Source organism: Zestosphaera sp. (assembly GCA_038843015.1).
In the GTDB taxonomy this organism is placed as follows: Archaea; Thermoproteota; Thermoprotei_A; order Sulfolobales; family NBVN01; genus Zestomicrobium.
In genome coordinates this window covers 12,236-31,065 of record JAWBSH010000001.1, presented here as the reverse complement: position 1 = coordinate 31,065, position 18,830 = coordinate 12,236, and the positions used below count along the sequence as shown (strand labels likewise).

Annotated in this window: 18 protein-coding genes; 15 read left to right on the top strand and 3 right to left on the bottom strand. The window is 43.2% G+C overall.

The genetic code is table 11. From position 1 onward, the window contains the following. Positions 1–139: 139 nt before the first annotated feature. Both QXL29_00155 and QXL29_00150 read right to left on the bottom strand, forming a co-directional pair. The gene (locus QXL29_00155) at positions 140–2,593 is read right to left on the bottom strand and encodes a tRNA(Met) cytidine acetyltransferase TmcA (protein ID MEM2283014.1); all 2,454 of its coding nucleotides are present in this window, start codon (positions 2,591–2,593) and stop codon (positions 140–142) included. Positions 2,594–2,697: 104 nt separating this feature from the next. Next, positions 2,698–3,081 (bottom strand): hypothetical protein, encoded by a 384-nt coding sequence (locus tag QXL29_00150; GenBank protein ID MEM2283013.1) that lies wholly within the window; start codon positions 3,079–3,081, stop codon positions 2,698–2,700. A gap of 82 nt (positions 3,082–3,163) precedes the next feature. Here QXL29_00150 and QXL29_00145 point away from each other — a divergent pair, with 82 nt between their 5' ends. The 11 genes from QXL29_00145 (at position 3,164) to QXL29_00095 (ending at position 14,679) form a co-directional block, all read left to right on the top strand. Beyond that, complete coding sequence (locus QXL29_00145; protein ID MEM2283012.1) at positions 3,164–3,448, top strand: ArsR family transcriptional regulator; 285 nt, start codon at positions 3,164–3,166, stop codon at positions 3,446–3,448. A 69-nt stretch (positions 3,449–3,517) separates the two neighbouring features. Beyond that, the gene (gene prf1, locus QXL29_00140) at positions 3,518–4,624 is read left to right on the top strand and encodes a peptide chain release factor aRF-1 (protein MEM2283011.1); all 1,107 of its coding nucleotides are present in this window, start codon (positions 3,518–3,520) and stop codon (positions 4,622–4,624) included. 230 nt (positions 4,625–4,854) lie between these two features. Then, complete coding sequence (locus tag QXL29_00135) at positions 4,855–5,175, top strand: hypothetical protein (protein ID MEM2283010.1); 321 nt, start codon at positions 4,855–4,857, stop codon at positions 5,173–5,175. A gap of 32 nt (positions 5,176–5,207) precedes the next feature. Then, entirely contained in the window at positions 5,208–7,154 is a 1,947-nt protein-coding gene (locus tag QXL29_00130) for an arginine--tRNA ligase (protein ID MEM2283009.1), read from the top strand. 51 nt (positions 7,155–7,205) lie between these two features. Continuing rightward, positions 7,206–9,380, top strand: coding sequence for a CDC48 family AAA ATPase (locus tag QXL29_00125; GenBank protein ID MEM2283008.1), 2,175 nt, complete (start codon positions 7,206–7,208; stop codon positions 9,378–9,380). Between the two features lie 75 nt (positions 9,381–9,455). Then, positions 9,456–10,049 carry a hypothetical protein gene (locus QXL29_00120; protein ID MEM2283007.1) on the top strand — a complete coding sequence of 198 codons (594 nt, stop codon included), beginning with the start codon at positions 9,456–9,458 and terminating at the stop codon, positions 10,047–10,049. Beyond that, on the top strand, positions 10,037–10,933 hold the full coding sequence (locus QXL29_00115) for an energy-coupling factor transporter transmembrane component T (protein MEM2283006.1): 897 nt from the start codon (positions 10,037–10,039) through the stop codon (positions 10,931–10,933). The genes QXL29_00120 and QXL29_00115 overlap by 13 nt, the downstream gene beginning before the upstream one ends. Then, a complete protein-coding gene (locus QXL29_00110) occupies positions 10,921–11,778 on the top strand; it encodes an ABC transporter ATP-binding protein (protein ID MEM2283005.1) in 858 nt (285 codons plus the stop codon). The genes QXL29_00115 and QXL29_00110 overlap by 13 nt, the downstream gene beginning before the upstream one ends. After that, a complete protein-coding gene (locus QXL29_00105; protein ID MEM2283004.1) occupies positions 11,778–12,584 on the top strand; it encodes an ABC transporter ATP-binding protein in 807 nt (268 codons plus the stop codon). Before QXL29_00110 ends, QXL29_00105 begins: the two co-directional genes overlap by 1 nt. Then, positions 12,581–12,994, top strand: coding sequence for an Mth938-like domain-containing protein (locus QXL29_00100; GenBank protein ID MEM2283003.1), 414 nt, complete (start codon positions 12,581–12,583; stop codon positions 12,992–12,994). The genes QXL29_00105 and QXL29_00100 overlap by 4 nt, the downstream gene beginning before the upstream one ends. A gap of 176 nt (positions 12,995–13,170) precedes the next feature. Continuing rightward, positions 13,171–14,679: an AMP phosphorylase gene (locus QXL29_00095; GenBank protein ID MEM2283002.1), complete on the top strand. Its 1,509-nt coding sequence runs from the start codon at positions 13,171–13,173 to the stop codon at positions 14,677–14,679. Positions 14,680–14,710: 31 nt separating this feature from the next. On the opposite strand, the gene QXL29_00090 is transcribed toward QXL29_00095, so the two are convergent. After that, complete coding sequence (locus tag QXL29_00090) at positions 14,711–15,772, bottom strand: L-threonylcarbamoyladenylate synthase (protein MEM2283001.1); 1,062 nt, start codon at positions 15,770–15,772, stop codon at positions 14,711–14,713. 144 nt (positions 15,773–15,916) lie between these two features. Here QXL29_00090 and QXL29_00085 point away from each other — a divergent pair, with 144 nt between their 5' ends. From QXL29_00085 to QXL29_00070, 4 genes are all read left to right on the top strand, one after another. Next, positions 15,917–16,273: a hypothetical protein gene (locus QXL29_00085; protein MEM2283000.1), complete on the top strand. Its 357-nt coding sequence runs from the start codon at positions 15,917–15,919 to the stop codon at positions 16,271–16,273. 187 nt (positions 16,274–16,460) lie between these two features. Then, on the top strand, positions 16,461–17,843 hold the full coding sequence (locus QXL29_00080; protein ID MEM2282999.1) for a CoA-binding protein: 1,383 nt from the start codon (positions 16,461–16,463) through the stop codon (positions 17,841–17,843). Positions 17,844–17,878: 35 nt separating this feature from the next. Further along, a complete protein-coding gene (rpl12p, locus tag QXL29_00075) occupies positions 17,879–18,208 on the top strand; it encodes a 50S ribosomal protein P1 (GenBank protein ID MEM2282998.1) in 330 nt (109 codons plus the stop codon). Between the two features lie 129 nt (positions 18,209–18,337). Continuing rightward, positions 18,338–18,826, top strand: coding sequence for an Lrp/AsnC family transcriptional regulator (locus QXL29_00070; protein MEM2282997.1), 489 nt, complete (start codon positions 18,338–18,340; stop codon positions 18,824–18,826). Positions 18,827–18,830: the final 4 nt, after the last annotated feature.

Genomic DNA, 18,830 nt, shown 5'->3' with positions numbered 1-18,830 from the left:
TTCCAAGCTTACTGGCTTCAACTTATCTAGTATATTCTAGTGGATGACATATTCTCGAGCCTCCTGCACTGTGTGGGGTAGGGGTGAAGCGCCGAGACCGAGTGCAGAGCTGAATCCGGCTTTCGATGGGGATGTAGCTCTAAACCCCCTCCCCGAAACCCTCGCCCTTAAGGGCGAGGAGGAGGTCAGATAACTTCTCTACAGCTTTTCTTAAAATCGAGGCTGCTTTTGAAGGGGGGTAATTTAGTTCTTGCGATAATTCTTCCCAGTTTAACCCTTTTAAACACCTGGCTATACATGTTTGGCCTTCTAGAGGAGTTAAAACACTTATTTTGCCCTCAAACACGGACTTCAAAACACTGAAGTTGACGGCGTCTGCTACAGACTCGTAAGTCATTAAGCCCTCCAAGTAAAGTTTTAAGCGCTCTTTCTGTGCTTCAGTAAGTCTGAATCTTTCTGAGAGTTCTGGGAAGTTAACGCCTGATTTGAATACTAAGTAGATTACGTCACTTTCTAAGTCTCTATAAACTGAGTGTAGACTGCCTATCAGCCTGACCATGAAGTCTTTAACGCAAGAATCTATCAGAGAAACCCACTCACTATTTAACGGCTTGACTACTAAAGCAGTATACTCGCCGCTAACAGGATTTCTGTCTGGCGATAGGTGAAGTAGCTTGAAGCCGTTCTTGAGCCAGAAACTGAGTAGCTCTTTACTTAAACCGAAACCGGCTCCAACCCAAGAATATCCTCTCTTTATAGCCTCATTTATTACTTCGTTCAAAAGAAAAGAACCAATACCCATTCCCTGCACGTCTATGTGTACAGCTATCCTCACTATCCTCCAGCCAACGCCTCTACCTAGTTCTCTAAGTCTAAAGTACTTTAAGAGCCTGTCTGGTATTATGTTGCCGGGTATCTTCCCCCCAACCAATAACTCGTCTATTAAGTCATCGCTGAGACCGCCCTCTTCAGCTAACTGAGCTGCACCAACTATCTTGCCTGAAGACCTTATCCTCACGGCTCTCATGCTGTGGTGGGGGGCGTCTGCTAGCCTGCCTAAGTCGTCGGGCTCGTTCCTGTAGTGAGCTAGGACGTATATCCCGAAGAGACTGCGGAGTTCTTTTTCTCCAGCTTCTGAGAAGAGATATTCTGGTTCATAAGCTACGTACTCTAAGTTACCTTTCTTGATTTCCTCAATGTCTTCGTCTGTTAGGTTATCAGGTTCTGCGTCTAGTAATAGTGTGTCGAACTGGAATCTCTCTATGGGGTCATTAATCGAGTACCTAATTGGCTCTCTCATTTCGTAGGTTACCATTAAAGTCTTAGGGTCTTCTCTTAATCTCTTAAGGAATCTTACGGAGAACCCTCTTCCAGCACCCTCGTATCCGTGTATAGTGGTAGCGTAGATAGTTCTATTAAAGTTTCTCCATATAGTGTGTAGCAGAGGGACTGGCAGACCCGCGGCTTCATCAACTACGACTACGTCTACCTTAAGCTTAGTTACCGTGTAGGGTTCCCAGTACTCTATGCTGAACCTATCGCCTTTCAGCTCTATTAAGTCTCCCTCCCTAACTACTTTCTTATAGTTAAGTTCTAGAGTGTTTAGTCCCTTCTCAGCCAGCATCATTAATGACTGGACTGCGGACGGGTCGCTGGCCGTCACGGCTACTCTCACTCTGTTCTTGAACTTCAGTAATTCCTTGATTAACCCGACTAAGGCTATCCCTATAGCTGAAGACTTGCCTCTCCCTCTATCAGAAGTTATTACTACTGCCACATGCTTAGAACCCGGCTTAGGAACAACATTATCTTCGATTAACTTAATAACGTTTACTTGGTCTTGCGTTAGAGCCAGCTCATAAAGACTTCTCGGGAATATGGAGTTTTCAGGGATCTTAATACTCCTTACTTCCTTCTTGGCGCTTCCCGTAATATGACCAGACTTAATTAGCTTGCCTGTATCCGCGTCTATCACGTATATGCCTTCATGCTTCATGAGTTTCCTCACGAAGTATCTTATGAATATATTCCTTGGTTCGGGATGTCTAGGCGTTACAAGATTACTTTTGAAGACTGTTTTAGCAGCATCCCAAGACTCTAGTTGGGGCCCCCACACTACTATGATGCCCCCTCCCCTAACCACACCGATGAGTCTCCCCACGTCATTAGGTTTTAAGTCGTTTGTGAGGTCTAGTATGAGGACATCTTGAGTAGTTCCTAAATACTTCTTACTAGTTTCATATACTGTCTGTTCTACCGTGACTTCACGAGCGTCTACTAACTTCTTGCTCAGCATCAAGTCTCTTATTAGTGTTGCTCTTAAACGTGCGTCAGGAAATTCGTCGTGGAATACGTGGATAATGCTTAACTTAGCAGACCTCCTAAGTTTTCTTAACTTCCTTACGTAGCGTCTTATTAAATCTATTGTTAAGCCTGCTACCTTAACAGAATCTGAACCACACAAAACAACTAATCTTCTCTCATTACTGACGTAAGCTTTCTCGATATCGCTTAAGAAATTCTTTAAGAATAGACGATACTCTCTAGTACTAGCTACTTCTTTTAGCTTCTCTTGTAGTTCCTTATACTTCATTTACTCCATCACCATATTAGACTATTATGAGGTAAACTTTAGTTTTATGTTGTTTTATTGAGTTTCTGGTGGAGGATTTAATTCTTAAGTAGTGTTGTGTGGGTTTAGTCTCTTGATAGAGACATCTCTATCTTCCTGTAGGGGCAGTTAATCCAGTGTTTCTCACAGTCTGATATCTCAAACTTAGTTAAGTATCTTCTAAGAACGTTGCATCCAGCTAGGAAGTAACCCTCACGGTCTTCAGACTCAAAAAACTCGCACTCAGATTTAGGTCTCTCGTTTAACGCGTGTATCATTAGTAGTGCTTTCCCGAACTTCACGGTAGTCGCGATGCTAGCTAGCTGAGGACTCCCTGTTCTTTCTACGAAGTACCTGCATTCCCTGTACTGTTTAGGTCCTCCAGCACACGCCATGGTTACTGGGTCGCTTGACGGCTGCTCAAGCTTAGGAGAAGTACACATGTTTTCTTTATACCACGGGCACACCATGACTCAGATTACCTTAAACCAGTAATTATCTCAAGCTAATAAACTTAAAAGCTGTGAAATATTGTCTTAAGTGTGAAGTGCTATGGCGGGAGCAAATGATAAGAATGATGTTAACAGAAGACTTGGTCTTAAAGTTGTTTATGAAGACTCAGATATCGTAGTCTTCAGAGCTCCTAACGAGGATCAATTACTTGAGATTTTAAGAAACTTGCTGAGGGAACGCCCCATGACTGTGAAGGAGTTACACGGGTATCTTTCAGGGCTAGCTAGTGAAGATAAGATAAGGAGAGCCCTCATAAAGCTCGTGAATGAAGGTAAAGCTTACGTGATGAATGACGGGAGATTCGTTATAGCAGGCTTAGAGTGAGTAGTTGATTGCGGGCCGAGAATTAAGATACTAAGTTTAATTAGAGGCTAGATTAAATTATCTGGGGGTGTGTCTAGATTTAGTGAGTATAGAGTAAGCAAGGAAGAACTAAAGAGAATAATCAAGAATCTGAAGACTTGGAGCGCGCACGCGACCACTTTACTCAGCCTCTACATACCTCCCGGGAGACCCATCTCGGAAGTAGTTAATACTCTGCGTCAGGAGCTCTCAATAACTGAAAACATAAAACTCAAAGCTACTAAGACTAAAGTCCAGACTGCTCTAGAGTCAGCTATAGACAGACTACTACGGATACCTAAAACCCCGCCTAACGGGCTAGTAATATTTTCTGGGGTTAATGACAAGACTGGCGAGTCGATAACGCTAGTCATAGAACCTCCTGAGGAGGTAAGCGTGTTCTTTTATCGTACAGACAAGTTCTTCCATACAGAGTTTCTTGAGGATATGGTTGAAGAGTCTGACGTTTACGGACTAATCATAATAGAGAGAGATGAGGCAACGATCGGGTTACTAAAGAATGACAGGATAATACTCTTAGACGAGTTAGAAGGCTACATACCGGGCAAGCACTCTAAGGGTGGTTGGTCGCAGAGGAGATTTGACAGAGTAATAGAAGAATTAACTGAAGAATTCTTTAAGAAAGTAGCTGAGAAAATGAATAATTACTTCCTGCCCTACTTAGAGCAAGGCAAACTCAAGGGGATAATAATAGGCGGTCCCGGATACATGAAGCACGACTTCATTAAGTCTGACACCATAGATTACAGACTAAAGCAGTTAGTACTGCCTGAATTACTAGATGTCAGCACTCAGAGTCTTCCAGGACTAAAAGAATTAGTAGTTAGAGCTAAAGACATGCTAAAACAGCATTCATATATAAGAATCTTTGACGCTATAGAAGAATTCAAGACACACCTAGCAAAAGATGACGAGCTAGTCACTTACGGAGAAAAAGAAGTTCTTGAAGCCTTAAACATCGGGGCAGTAAAGTACCTGATAGTCGCTGAAGATCATGAAAAGATAGACACCATATTGAAGTTAGCTGAAGAAAAGAATATTGAGGTGTACGTAGTAAATAATGAGATACCAGAATATGAGTGGCTTAAGAAAACATTCAACGGTCTTGTAGCAGTTCTCAGATATCAGTTAAGCTAAGACTGAGCTTCTCCTCCCTACAGGTTTAGTATTTTCTATGCAGACATACTGGTTGTAAGTGACGTCCTTAAGTCACGCCCTCAGTGTACGGGAGGGTTGCCAGAAACTCTGAAGCCTTACTTCAAGCAGTTTTCCAGCTATAATGGTTAGTGCAGGAGAATCAGTGAATAAAAGAAATTTTAATATAAATTAATCGAGATTAATTTTAGTATTGTGGGGGTCGGTTAACCGTGATGGAGGATGATGCTAGAGGAGTCACTGGCACAACTTCTGAGTATCTTGAATCTGTCAAGGACGATAAGAAGAAGTGGATTGAGAAGATGATTAAGTCTGCTAAGAAATATCACAAGATCTGTCCTTACTATGATAAGAAGACGGCTAATTGTTTCATAAAGCAGTTGAAAAATATAAAAGTGTCTAAATGCGATCGTGACGGCAAGTTTGATGGATGTGCCGTGTTTACGGGCTATCTTGAAGAGAGGTATGAGTGGTATGTTTCTTCAGGGGTTTTATTACCGGTTGATTTCAGAGACATCACCTCCATTTTTTAGGTGAGTATTTTTAGTTAATTGAGGTAGTGTGGTTGAGTCTAGGTAACCCCTATAAGGAATTAAAACTCTCTATATCTGGCGAGCTTGGTAGGGCGCTTAGCGGCGTGTGTGCAGACCCAAACATACTTACACAGTTAGAGGATATTATCGAAGAACCACCTAAGAGAGAATTCGGTGACTTAAGTATACACCTAGCCAGGCTTTCCAAGCTGTGTAATACGTCCTTAGAGAATCTGGCCAGCTTGTTAGTTTCCTCACTAGAGAAACTGAGTCTAGTTGATAAGACTATAGTCGTTGATAATTACTTGAATATTTTCGTAAACTATGCAGTCTTCAGCGCTCGAGTACTCAATACTATAGCTAGCTATGACAGCAGGTACGGCACCATAGACAACTATGTTAAGAAGAGAGTGATTGTGGAGTACGTGTCGGCTAATCCAGTTCATCCACTCCATTTAGGTTCTGGAAGAAACGCCGTCTTAGGCGATTTTCTTTACAGACTTAACAAGTTTTTAGGTAATGAAGTTCAGAGAAGGTATTACGTTAATGATGTGGGCCTGCAAGCAGCTTTCCTAGCTTACGGCTACTACAAGCTGGGCTTCCCCAACATACCGCCTGGTATGAAGCCTGACCACTACTTGGGTTTAATATATGCTGCGACGACCACAATAATTGACATATTAAAGCTGAAGAAGTCTCTGAGGGAAGCCGAAGCTTCAGGAGATTTTAGTAAAGCTAGTGAGATACGTAACGAGATAGACTCCTTAATAGGTGATTTAGCTAGGTTAGCTGAGGTAATACCTAACGAGGTTAACACGCTTTCTGAGAAGATAGCTAGTGAGGAAGACCCAGAACTAGAAGTCCTGAAGATTCTTAGAGGATATGAGAAAGGAGAGCCTGAATACTTCTTTGTCAGAAAGGTTTGTAGTAAAGTAGTTGACGGAATTAAAGAGACTCTTGAGAAGATGAACGTAGGCATAGATGTTTGGGATTGGGAAAGTGACCTAGTTTGGGAGGGTAGGGTAGACGAGGTTCTCGAGAAAGCTTCAAGTAGCAATTACTTTGGTTTCCATAAAGGCGCGCCAGCACTCTTCTTTAAAGACATGCTTAAATCTGAAGAATTAAGAAGACGTCTGAGGATTCCTGAAGCTCTTGAAGTGCCTCCCCTCATACTCAAGAGGAGTGACGGGACCACACTATACACTACTAGAGACATCGCTTACACGCTGAAGAAATTCAGCGAGTTCTCGGCAGACGAGGTAGTGAACGTTATAGCTATAGAGCAGACTCTTAGTCAAGCTCAGCTCAGGCTAGCACTCTACGCTTTAGGCTACGAGAAAGAAGCTGAGAATCTAATTCACTACTCTTATGAGATGGTTAACTTACCTGGAGCTTCTATGTCTGGGAGGAGGGGTAGGTACGTGACTGTTGACGAGCTACTTGAGCGACTTAGTGGGATGGTGAAGAACTTAATGAGAGAAAGAGGTTCTGAAGTTTCAGAAGAGCAAGCTTTGAAGATAGCTAGGTCTGCCATCAAGTACATGGTTTTATCCGTATCGCCTTCTAAGACTCTGACGATAGACCTTAAGAAGATTCTCGACTTGAAACAGAATTCAGGACCCTACATACAGTACACGTACGTTAGAGCTAAGTCTGTGGTCGAGAAAGCCGGAAACTACTCTCTAGAGGCTGTAGACTACGGGAGAGCAGGCAGAGAACCTATAAAAACACTTATTTTAGAGTTGAGTAAGTTTCCTGAGGTCGTTTCCGAAGTAGCTAGTAGTAAGCAACCTGAAGACTTAATAGCTTATGCTAACAATCTAGCTACAGTATTTAACAAATTCTACGAGTCTGAGCCCATACTGAGAGAGCCTGACGAGGGCTTTAGAGCTCTGAAGATTGCAGTAACTCACGGCGTCTTAGTTGTGCTCCGCAACTTTATGGAGATTTGCGGGATGGATATCCTGGAGAAAATATAATATTTATTTCTTAAAGACACTAGAGTATTAGGTATTGAGGGCGTGAGGAATATGGTTAGTAAAGACTTCGTTGAAGTTAGGGTTGAGACAGCCGGCGCTAGAGACGTTGGGCGTAAGATAGGTAGGCTCCCCAGGAAAGTAATGAATATGCTGAACGTTTCTTCTGGTGATTATGTTGAGGTAGAGTCTGATAAAGGCTCTACAGTACTTCAGGTATTGCCTACGTTAAGAGAAGAAGACGATTATACTATAAGGATTGATGGATACACACGTGAAGCTTTAGGAGTTGGTGTGGGTGACATAGTGCGTGTTCGAAAAATAGAAGTCGTTAAGGGCACTAAGGTGGTGTTAGCTCCTACGATTCCTATGAGGTGGGATAGGGGGTTTGTCGAATACGTTAAGGAGCAACTACTTTATAAGCCAGTGAAGAGAGGGGAGGTTGTTTTCATAGCTTATTATTTCCTCCCAGAACCAATAAAGTTTGTTGTTATCGCTACACAACCTCAGCAGGTAGTGTATGTAGACTCTGACACTTTACTCGATCTGAGAGAAGAGCCCGTTAAAGAAGAGGTAGTTAGGAGAACCGTACCTAAAATCACCTGGGAAGACATAGGAGACCTAGAAGAAGTCAAGGAGAGGATAAGAGAGATAGTTGAGTTGCCGATGAGGCACCCAGAACTTTTCAAGCACTTAGGTATAGAACCTCCTAAGGGTGTCTTACTCTACGGACCCCCAGGAGTCGGCAAGACTTTACTAGCTAAAGCGCTTGCTAACGAGATAGGCGCTTACTTTATTGCTATTAATGGTCCTGAGATTATGAGTAAGTATTATGGTGAGTCTGAGCAGAGGTTGAGAGAGATTTTCGAGGAAGCTAGGAAAAACGCACCAGCAATAATATTCATAGACGAAATAGACTCAATAGCACCAAAAAGAGAAGAAGTAATAGGAGAAGTAGAAAAAAGAGTAGTAGCACAACTACTAACACTAATGGACGGACTCCAGGAGAGGGGAAAGATAGTAGTCATCGGAGCAACGAACAGGATAGAAGCAGTAGACCCAGCACTAAGAAGACCAGGAAGATTCGACAGAGAAATAGAAATACCGCCACCAGACAAGAGAGCTAGAAAGGCTATTTTGGAAGTTCATACTAGGAACGTGCCACTAGCAGAAGACGTGAACTTAGATGAGTTAGCAGGCGTAACTCACGGATTCACAGGAGCTGACTTAGCGGCCTTAGTTAAGGAAGCTGCTATGTCAGCGTTAAGGAGGTTTTTAAGGAGTGAACAGATAGAGTTGAGTAAGCCGATACCTCCCGACACCTTAAAGAGGCTGGTCGTAGCAAAAAGCGACTTCATGGAAGCTTTAAAACTCGTGCACCCAACACTCCTGCGTGAGGTATTTGTCGAGGTTCCTGAGGTTAGGTGGTCTGACATAGGCGGCTTAGAAGACATCAAGCAGCAGCTTCAGGAGGCTGTTGAGTGGCCTCTTAAAGCCCCGCAAGTCTTTGAGAATATGGGTGTAAGACCGCCTAGGGGTATTCTTCTTTATGGTCCTCCTGGTTGTGGTAAGACTTTACTTGCTAAAGCTGTTGCTACTGAGTCTGGAGCAAACTTCATAGCAATTAAAGGACCAGAAATACTAAGTAAATGGGTAGGAGAATCAGAAAAAGCAATAAGAGAAATATTCAGAAAAGCAAGACAAGTAGCACCAGCAATAATATTCTTCGACGAAATAGACTCAATAGCGCCTGCAAGAGGTTTCAGAACAGACGCCGGAGTCACTGACAGGATTGTTAATCAATTGCTTGCTGAGATGGATGGAATACAGACGTTAAAGAATGTTGTAGTGATAGCTGCAACTAACCGCGCCGACATGTTAGACCCTGCACTATTAAGGCCCGGAAGGTTTGACAGGATAATTTTCGTGCCGCCGCCAGACAGAAGAAGCAGGTTACAAATACTTAGAGTCCACGTTAGGAAAGTTCCTCTAGCAGAGGACGTGGACTTAGAGAAGCTAGCTGACATGACTGAAGGCTACTCTGGAGCAGACCTAGAAGCTTTGGTTAGGGAGGCCGTTATGCTGGCATTACGTGAGAAATTCGAGCCTAGACCTATAAGCATGAAGTACTTCCTTCAGGCTATGAAGTCTATCAAGCCTTCATTGACTAAAGACATGCTAGAGACTTACCAGAGAACATACGAAACGCTGAAGAAGATGGTTATGTGATAAAGTCTTTGTGGTCTTGGCGAGTCGTTTTGCTTAAAAGCTGTCTTCTTTAGTCTTCAATATGGCGATACTCGGATGGGCGTGTGGGACCTGAGAGAAGGGGAAGTTAGGTCGTGGGGCGTAGTACACGTAGTTATCTTCGTGTTTCTGACTGCTTTAGGCGCCTTATCAGCTACTTTGAGCAGTTTTCTTCAGGTCGGTTATGGGGTTTCCTGGTTTTACTTAGCAGTAGTAGTTCAAGTTGTTGGGAGTATCTGGTTTGGCTTGTGGGGAGTCTTAGCTAGTGTTTTCTTCCCCATCGTAGGAGACTTAGTAGGGGGTATCCCGATATCTATCAGCTTATCTCTACTTCCAGCGAATCTAGCTCAGTCACTTATACCGGCAGCCTATTTTAGGTTCCTCAAGGTTGACCCAGCACTTAAGAAGCTTAGTGACTGGGCACATTTTACATTATCTTGTGTTGTCTTGAATAACGCGCTCGGAGCATACTTAGGTGCTTCAGCCATGAGTGCTTGGGGTTTCATATCTGGAGACCTGTATTTCTTGGTTATGTCCTCGTGGTTCGTAGGTAATGTAGTGCCTATCCTGGCTGTGGGTGTGCCTCTACTTAAGGGACTTACTCCAGTCATTACCTCTCACAGAGCTTTCTGTAAGAGGTGGCTGGCTTAATCGTGGTGAAGGGTGAGGCAAGAGCGTATAGGGTAAGAACTATAGTAGGTTACTTAGACGCGACGTCAGTTCTGCTTAGATTAAATCCCTTGACTAAGTTCTCGCTGTTGTTGTTCGCAGCTCTCTATACCTTGTTAGGGAACCTTCTTGAAGTTAACTTACTAGTAGCCTCTACAGTCCTAGTTCTCTTTAAGGTTTTGAAGATTAGGTTGAGTACAGTAGCCGTATACTTGAGGATTTTGCTAGGTTTTCTCCTAATTATAGTTCTCAGCTACTTCTTAGCCGGCAGTAGCTTAGGGCGTAATCCGCTAGCCTGCGTGGGTTTCTTAAGACTCTATGCTGAGAACCTGGTGATAGGTCTGACTATTTACTCTAAGATTTTAGCTACAGTCCTCACAGTCATTCTGGCTCTCTCCCTAATTACTGTGAGAGACGTTGTTAATGGCTTAAGTAGCTTAGGCTTAAGCTTGAAAGCTGCTCTAGTTGCTGGACTCGTGTTTAAGTTTATGTATTACCTCCAAGTAAAGCTCGAGGAGATTAAGTTAGGCGAGCTCTCAAGAGGTCTGGAAGTTTCTAGAGGTAATATCTTTGAGAGCATTCATTTATTCTTTCATAGGCTCCTACCGCTCTTCTCAATAACCTTAGTTAAGATTGATGAAGTTAGTGACGTTCTTGAATTGAGGGGGTTTAACCTAGCTGAGAAGGAGAGGAGCTCGCTAAGCAGACTTAGTTTTAGCTTTATTGATTTACTAGTGCTTTTCCTGGTAGCCTCAGCAACGTTTTTAATCACATACTTCTCGCTTACTGGGGTGTTAAGCCCGCTAAACTCCCCGGTTTACGAGATACTTGTTAGTTACTCGGTGTTTTCAGGATGTCCTGTGTAGTAGACCTTAAAAACTTGTGGTGGGCTTATGAAAACTCTAGTGGGTGGGTCTTAAAAAACGTTAACTTGTGTATTAGAGAGAAAGAATTTTTGCTTATTACGGGACCTACAGGCGCTGGCAAGACTACTTTGGCGAGAATCATGTGCGGGTTAATACCTTGGAGTTACAGGGGAATGCTTAAAGGGCGTGTGTCTATCTTAGGTAAAGAAGTAGCTAGTCTTAAGTCTTCACAGGTACTACGTGATATAGGGTTTGTTTCTTCAGACCCTGAGATGCAGTTTCTTACTACACGGGTCGAGGATGAGATAGCGCTCCGCCTGAGACTCTTAGGCGCGAGTTCTGAGGAAGTGAGTGAGAGAGTCTCGTGGGCTATAAGACAGGTTGGTTTAAGTGAGTCTATCTTAGATAAGTCGCCTTACGAGTTAAGCAGTGGTCAGAAGCAGAGAGTTGCTATAGCGACAGCTATAGCAACTAAACCTAAACTCTTGATACTTGATGAGCCGCTGTCTAATCTTGACTGGGCGGGAGCCGAGGAAGTAGTGAAGTCTATAGAGTCGCTCAGACTTAATCAACAAGCATCAATAGTTATCATAGAGCATAGAGTAGACGTCTTTATGCAGTATCTCTCTAGAATAGCTTTAATGCTTGACGGCACGCTAGCTTTAGTTGATGACCCATCTAATTTCTTCATGAAGTTACCTAAAGACTTTGAAAGCTACGTTAGAGTCCCTGAGATAGTGAGGGTCTGGAAGTACTTGGTTCTGAGGTACTCTCTGAGGAACGAGAACATAAGTAGTGAGTTGCTAAAGACACACTTAATTCAGTTGCTTAGGGGTGTGCGGTGATGTACCTTATTAAGACAGTAGATCTTGTTTACGAGTACCCGGATGGTACGAGGGCTTTAGACTCTGTTAGTCTAGAGATTAAGGAAGGAGAGTTTGTTGGGGTCTTAGGGAATAACGGCTCTGGCAAGACTACTCTAGCTAAGTGCTTAGCAGGACTCCTCAAACCTGCTTCAGGTCTCATCCTAGTTAAAGGGAAGGATATTAGGAGTTACAAGAGGAAAGACTTGATAAGGAATATAGGGTATATTTCTCAAGACATTAACACACAGTTACTTAACGTGAATGTATTAGAAGAGATTTTGTTCACTCCTAAGATGCTCGGCGTGCGTAGCGACTTAATTAATGATAGACTTGAAGAAATCTTAAGTCAGTTAGAGATAAGTAATGAAGTTCTTGACAAGCCGGTTCTTGGGCTGCCTAGACACATTAAGCTGAGGGTCTTGCTAGCTTCTTACTTATTAGCTGGTACTAAGAACTTCATCGTAGACGAGCCAACTACTGGGCAAGACTGGCATCACTCCATAAAGTTTGCTGAATTCTTGAGGAAATTGAGAGAGAGTGGAAGCACTGTGATTCTGATAACGCATGATGTGGAGATACTCGCTAGATACTCTGAGAGAGTAATTTTAATGAACTCAGGCAGGATAGTAGCTGACGGGGAGACTAGAGAGATACTTAGTGATGTAGAACTCCTGAAGAAGAATTCTTTGCTACCTACATACACGACACAAATAACTAGAGACCTCATGATTAAGGGACACGTTCTACTACCTGAAGAACTTATCAGGGTCCTGAGCAGGTTTTGACGCATCATCCAAATATTAGTCTTGTAACCTTAATTAATTTAAGGTGGTCTAAGATAGTTAAGCAACCCTTAATAGAACACTACGACTTCGGCGAGATAGTTGTTGGGGGGCGTGAGTATAACCACGATATAGTGATTCACCCTGAAGGGATACTTAGTGATTGGTGGCGTGTTGAGGGGCACAGACTTCAGTTAGTAGACGTTAGAGACTTCCTCAGCGTAAAGGTAGATGTAGTCATCATAGGGACTGGTTACGATGGTGTTATGAGGGTAGACAATGAGGTTATTGAGGCGTTTAAGAAGTCTGGTGCTGAGGTGCATGTGCTAAAGTCTAGGCAGGCAGTACGCAAGTATAATGAGGAGGTAAGTAAGGGGAGAAGAGTACTTCTCCTTATCCACTTAACTTGCTAGTCAACACTGCACTTAAGTCACTCACTTCCATGTTTTCTTCTTGTTTCTACACCTCTAAACAACCTAACTCGCAGACGCGGGAAATCACTCGAGGTCTTAAGCACGCTTAAGAGATGAAGTCGCTAGTTAAAACCTTAAATACTCGCATTACCGTATAAGATATGCTGGTGTAACTAATGCCTATCTTCAAGGCTAGAGTTCTTGACGTAGACACAGGGGATTTAAGAGTAGTTCTAGCTCCTAAGAACATTGCCTTAGCTAACGGGTTGAGAGGGGGCTCAAGAGTTAGAGTAGCGAGTGATTCCAGGTTTGTTACTGCCTGGGTTCTAGTATCTGGCGAGGAAGGAGATGAAGTCTTGCTAAGTAGAAGCGTCTCGAGCGCCTTAAATAACCCGGAGAAAGTTGAGTTGAGTGTGTACTCTACGACTTCCTCAGTAGACTATATTAAGAAGAAGTTAAAGGGCTTTAAATTGAGTGAGGACGAGATACGCTCTATAATAAGAGACATAACTTCCGGTGTTTTAGGGGAGGCTGAGATAGCTACTTTCATAGCAGCTCAGACGAGTGTGGGGATGGACGTCGATGAGATAGTGTCGCTGACTAAGGCGATGGTTGATACAGGCAATATCCTGAAGTTTGATGAGCCTGCTTACGATATTCATTCTATCGGTGGGGTTCCAGGAAATTCTAAAGTCTCTCTAGTTGCTGTCCCGATAATCGCCGCGGCAGGAGTCTTTATTCCGAAGACGTCCTCCAGAGCGATAACGTCGCCTGCGGGAACTGCTGACACTATGGAGGTTCTAGCTCCGGTGTCATTTACTGAGGAAGAAGTTCTTGAGTTGGCGAAGAAGGTTAAGGGATTTATTATTTGGGGAGGTACACTCAATCTAGCGCCGGCAGACGATATTCTAATACGTGTGGAGCATCAGTTAAAACTAGACCCTACGTCACAGATGGTAGCTTCTATACTCTCTAAGAAGTTAAGCATGTCTATAAGTAATTTAGTTATAGACATCCCTACAGGTAGGGAAGCAAAGGTAGAGAATATTGAGGAGGCAAGAAATCTCTCATCACTTTTTGTCCAGGTAGGTAGTAAGTTAAAGCTCGGCGTGAGATGTGCTATAACGTATGGCGGGCAACCAATAGGGTATACGGTAGGACCAGCTCTAGAAGCTCTTGAGGCTCTAGAAACACTTATGGGCAGTGGACCTATGTCTGTTAGAGAAAAAGCTACTGCGCTGGCTGGGCTCGTGCTCGAGGTCGCTGGCGTGGCTCCTAGAGGGGGTGGACGTAAGGTCGCTCTCAACATACTTGAGTCGGGCAGAGCTCTCCAGACTTTCTTAAAGATCGTTGAAGTTATGGGAGGCAACCCTCACGTGAGACCTGATGATATACCTGTAGGTAGGTATAAGGCCGAAGTTAAGGCACCCATAGATGGGTACGTCACCGGAGTCTACAATAATGCTTTATCTCGTATAGCGATGGTTGCTGGAGCCCCTCTCGATAAGGGGGCTGGTTTAAGACTCTACGTGAAAAGAGGACATAAAGTTAAGGAGGGGCAGACTCTACTGGAAATCTACAGCAATTCTGAGAGCTTGTTAGACGAAGCTCTTAGGCTAGTCGAGGTTCTTAAGCCAATAGTTATTGAGGGGATGTTGCTAGAGACATTCCCCGAGTACTTGTAAGGGTTCTCTCACCTTCAAGCGGGCGTGGTCGCTAACGTGTTAGAACGCATGCTACTACCTTACTTGAGGCTTTCCTCAACCTGTTCATTATAGCTAGGCCTATACCCTGCTCTTTAAAGCTTTCTGAGATAGCTACATCAACTCTTAGTTCATCAAGTTCTCTAAGTTTCTTGAAGAGATTCTTAGCTACTTCGTAGAGGTTGTTTCTAGAGCCAATCTCAAGCGTTATTAAGTCTCCGTAATCTGAGCAAGTTTCCTTGCTACATATGATTGCAACTTTGAGGCGTTTCTGCAGATACTCGTTAATTAGTGACTTGACGTACTTAAGGTAAGCCGCTAGAGTGAGACACTGGCCTGCCTCAACCAAGACTAACGTAGTTTGGGGAGAGTAATGCCTGTACTTTGTTCCAGGACTTAAAGCTATCCCAGCTTCTTCAGTTCCCTTAGCGAATGCCGGGATTAATATTTTAAGATTAGTTAGTTTCTCTAACTCTTCAACACCTACAGGGCCTGGTCTCAGCAAGACTGGCGGGTCGGTAGTTAAGTTAATGATTGTTGACTCAACACCGAAGAAAGTGTCGCCGCCTTCTAATATCATCTCAATTTTCCCTGACAAGTCTTTAATGACGTGATCTGCTGTAGTGGGTGAGGGTCTTCCCGATAAGTTAGCACTCGGTGCTGCTATAGGGTTTCCCAAGCCTTTAATGAGTGCGAGTGCTACGGGGTGTGCCGGACACCTGACAGCAACAGTTGGTAGTCCCGCAGTAACTTCATGCAACACTAAGTCACTCTTTTTTAGAACGAAAGTTACCGGTCCTGGCCACACCTTATTAGCTAACTCATAAACAAATGAAGGCACGTCTTTAGCTACTACTTCTAACTCTTTAAAGTCACTAATATGCAGTATTAAAGGATTGTCAGGGGGTCTTCCCTTAACGCTATAAATCTTCTTAACAGCACTTTTATTAAATGAGTCAGCTCCTAAACCATATACTGTCTCAGTAGGGAAAGCTACTAGACCTCCTTCTCTGAGAACCTCGACAGCTTCGCTAATTACTTCTTTGTCTGGATTTATAGGGTCTACCTTAAGCACTCTAGTCTCGATCTTCCCACCTTTCTGTGTCTAGTTTACAGAGCAAAAAATACTTTACTCTTTATTCGCGCGTCACTAGTTAAACAAGTGCGTGAACGTGAGTGAGGGCTTCGTTCTGTCAGGCTCGGGCACTACTCAAGACTCATGAGAGCATTGAAGCCCGGTATAAGGTGTGAAGTCATCAACATAATATCTAGGCTTTACGTTTTTAAGATTATAGAGTTAACTAGAGCTTTTATGGGGTGTCTAATGAAGCGTTTAGTAGTGTTCCTAGGTTATGACGAAAAAAGTAATGCAGTATTAAAGAGAGTTTCTCAGATTAAACACTTATTCGATGATGTAAGCATAATTCACGTGCCGGAAGTAGATTCAGAAGCTCTTCGAAGACTCTCGATACCGTACATTAAGATAGAATTTGACGAATTTTCAGGACATGAGGATTTAGTGGCTCCATCTGGCAAGGAGCTTGACAAATTATTCGTGGAAATGTTGTTGAAGTAGTCGAGAATAAAAGAACAGAAACTTAAACTATTGGGGAATCCCTAGCTACGTTGATATCTCGTAAGTGAGGAAGTTTAGGCAAGTACTAGATACGTGAAACTGTTACTATCTGGAACGTTTGTGAGTTTTGTGTCTGAATTGACCTGAGATTATTTAAACCTTAATTTGAGTTTTATAGGGGAACATCATGAGTGTACTGGAAACCTTGTTTAAGCCGGGGTCTATAGCGGTAGTCGGGGCATCGCGACAGCCTGGTAAGATCGGGTACGAGATTTTAAGGAATATTAAGGAATACGGCTATGGTGGTAAGGTATATCCTGTAAACCCGCAGGCTAAGGAGATACTCGGTTTTAAAGTATATCCTAGTATTTCCTCAATACCGGACAGTATAGATATGGTGGTTGTGTCTGTCCCGGCTCACATGGTTCCTGACGTTATAGAAGAGGCTGGTAAGAAGGGAGCTAAGGTGGCAGTAGTCATATCTTCAGGCTTTAAAGAAGTTGGGAGGCACGATCTTGAGGAGGAGGTTGTGTCTAAAGCTAGGAAGTACGGCATGCGCGTCTTAGGACCTAATATTTTCGGTGTCGTGTATACGCCTGCTAGAATAAACGCTTCATTCGGTCCTAAGGACGTGATACCTGGTCACATAGCGTTCTTGACTCAGTCTGGAGCTCTAGGGATAGCTCTCATGGGAATGACGATAGTGGAGAGGATAGGTGTTTCCGCGATAGTTAGTATAGGGAATAAAGCAGACATAGATGATGCTGACCTCCTAGAATATCTTATTAAAGATGAGGCTACTAAGGTAATCTTGATATACCTTGAGGGCGTTAAAGACGGTAAGAGATTTATTGAGGTAGCGCGTAGAGTATCTCTCTCGAAACCGATAATAGTCATCAAGGCTGGCAAGACTGAAGTTGGAGCTAAAGCAGTTGCTTCACACACGGGCTCGCTAGCTGGCAACGTCCTTATCTACTCTACTGTCTTCAAGCAGACAGGCATACTTGAAGCTAGGAGTGTTGAGGAAGCTTTTGATTGGGCAAGAACATTCTCTTACTCTCCTGAGTATAAGGGAGGTGAACTAGTAGTAGTTACTAACGGCGGTGGTGCTGGAGTGATAGTAACTGACACTCTCTCTGTGAACGGAGTACAGTTGTCTCCACCCCCTGAGACTCTAGTAAACGTGCTTAAGCCTAAACTACCTGGCTTTGCTTCACTAGGTAATCCGATAGATGTTACGGGGATGATATCTAATGAAGGCTACGTAGACGCTGTTATGTCGTCATTACTAGATGATAAGGTGGGAGTCGTTTTAGCAGTATATTGTCAGACGGCAGTAACAGACCCTACAATAATAGCTGGTGAACTCATTAAGAGGGTTAAAGAGTTGGGTGGCTTGCCCAAACCTCTAATAACTTCTTTCATAGGTGGTGAGGAAGTCTATTGGGCTATACAGAAACTAAATAATGCCGGTATACCGTCTTACCCAATGCCTGAGAGAGCGGCCTCATCTGTTGCCGCCCTCATAAACTACTACAAGACACGCGAAAGACTCTTAAGAAATGCTTAAAAATCTCTTATCCATCTATCAAGAGGTGGAGAAGTGTGGAGTACGTGTATGCATCCCTGCTCTTGCATACAGCCGGTAAAGAAGTAAACGAAGAAAATCTTAGGAGGGTCCTGGAAGCAGCCGGGATAAGAGCAGATGATGTGCGCGTCAAGATGTTAGTAGCTGCTCTCAAAGAAATAAACATCGATGAAGTGTTGAAGCAAGCTTCTATGGCTCCAGCAGTGCCGGTCACGCCAGTAACTGTTCAGGCAGCTGCTCCCGCACCTCAACAAGCACAACCAACTCCGGCTAAAGCTGAGGAGGAAGAAAAGAAGGAAGTAAGCGAAGAGGAAATAGCTGAAGGTATTTCGTCACTATTCGGTTAAAGATCCATATACAATTCAATAATAAAAACTAAGCAATCACTTCAAGATATCTGCTAGAACGGCGCTTCTTGATTGAATCTTCATTTGAGAATATTAACCTCAACCCCTTAAATTTTTAAGGGTGATAGAATGCGTGAGAACTCGACAAATAAGAAAGACGTAATAATTCTGCGAGAACTGAGTACTAACGCTAGAATACCTATAACTAAAATAGCTAAAGTCCTCTCAATTTCTGACGTTGCTGTTAAGAGGAGGCTTGTAAAGCTTGAAGAAAACGGTATCATAAAGAAATACACCTACATATCAAACAATAAGAAACTCGGTTACGACATAATAGCTTTAGTAGGGCTTAACACGCTACCTGATAAGATACTTGACGTGATTAAATTAATTAAAGACAGAGATGACGTGACCTTCGTAGCATTGTCTTCCGGAGACCACAACTTACTAGTTGAGATATGGGCTAAGAATTCTGAAGAGTTAACTAAGGTAGTTGAGGACTTGAGAAGGATTCCCGGAGTAGTGGCGGTTTATCCCGCGATAATACTTGACGTTATTAAGGAGAGAGAACCTATTCCGCAAAGATTTCTTAAGGAAGCTCTTGAAGGAAGTGTCTGAGAAT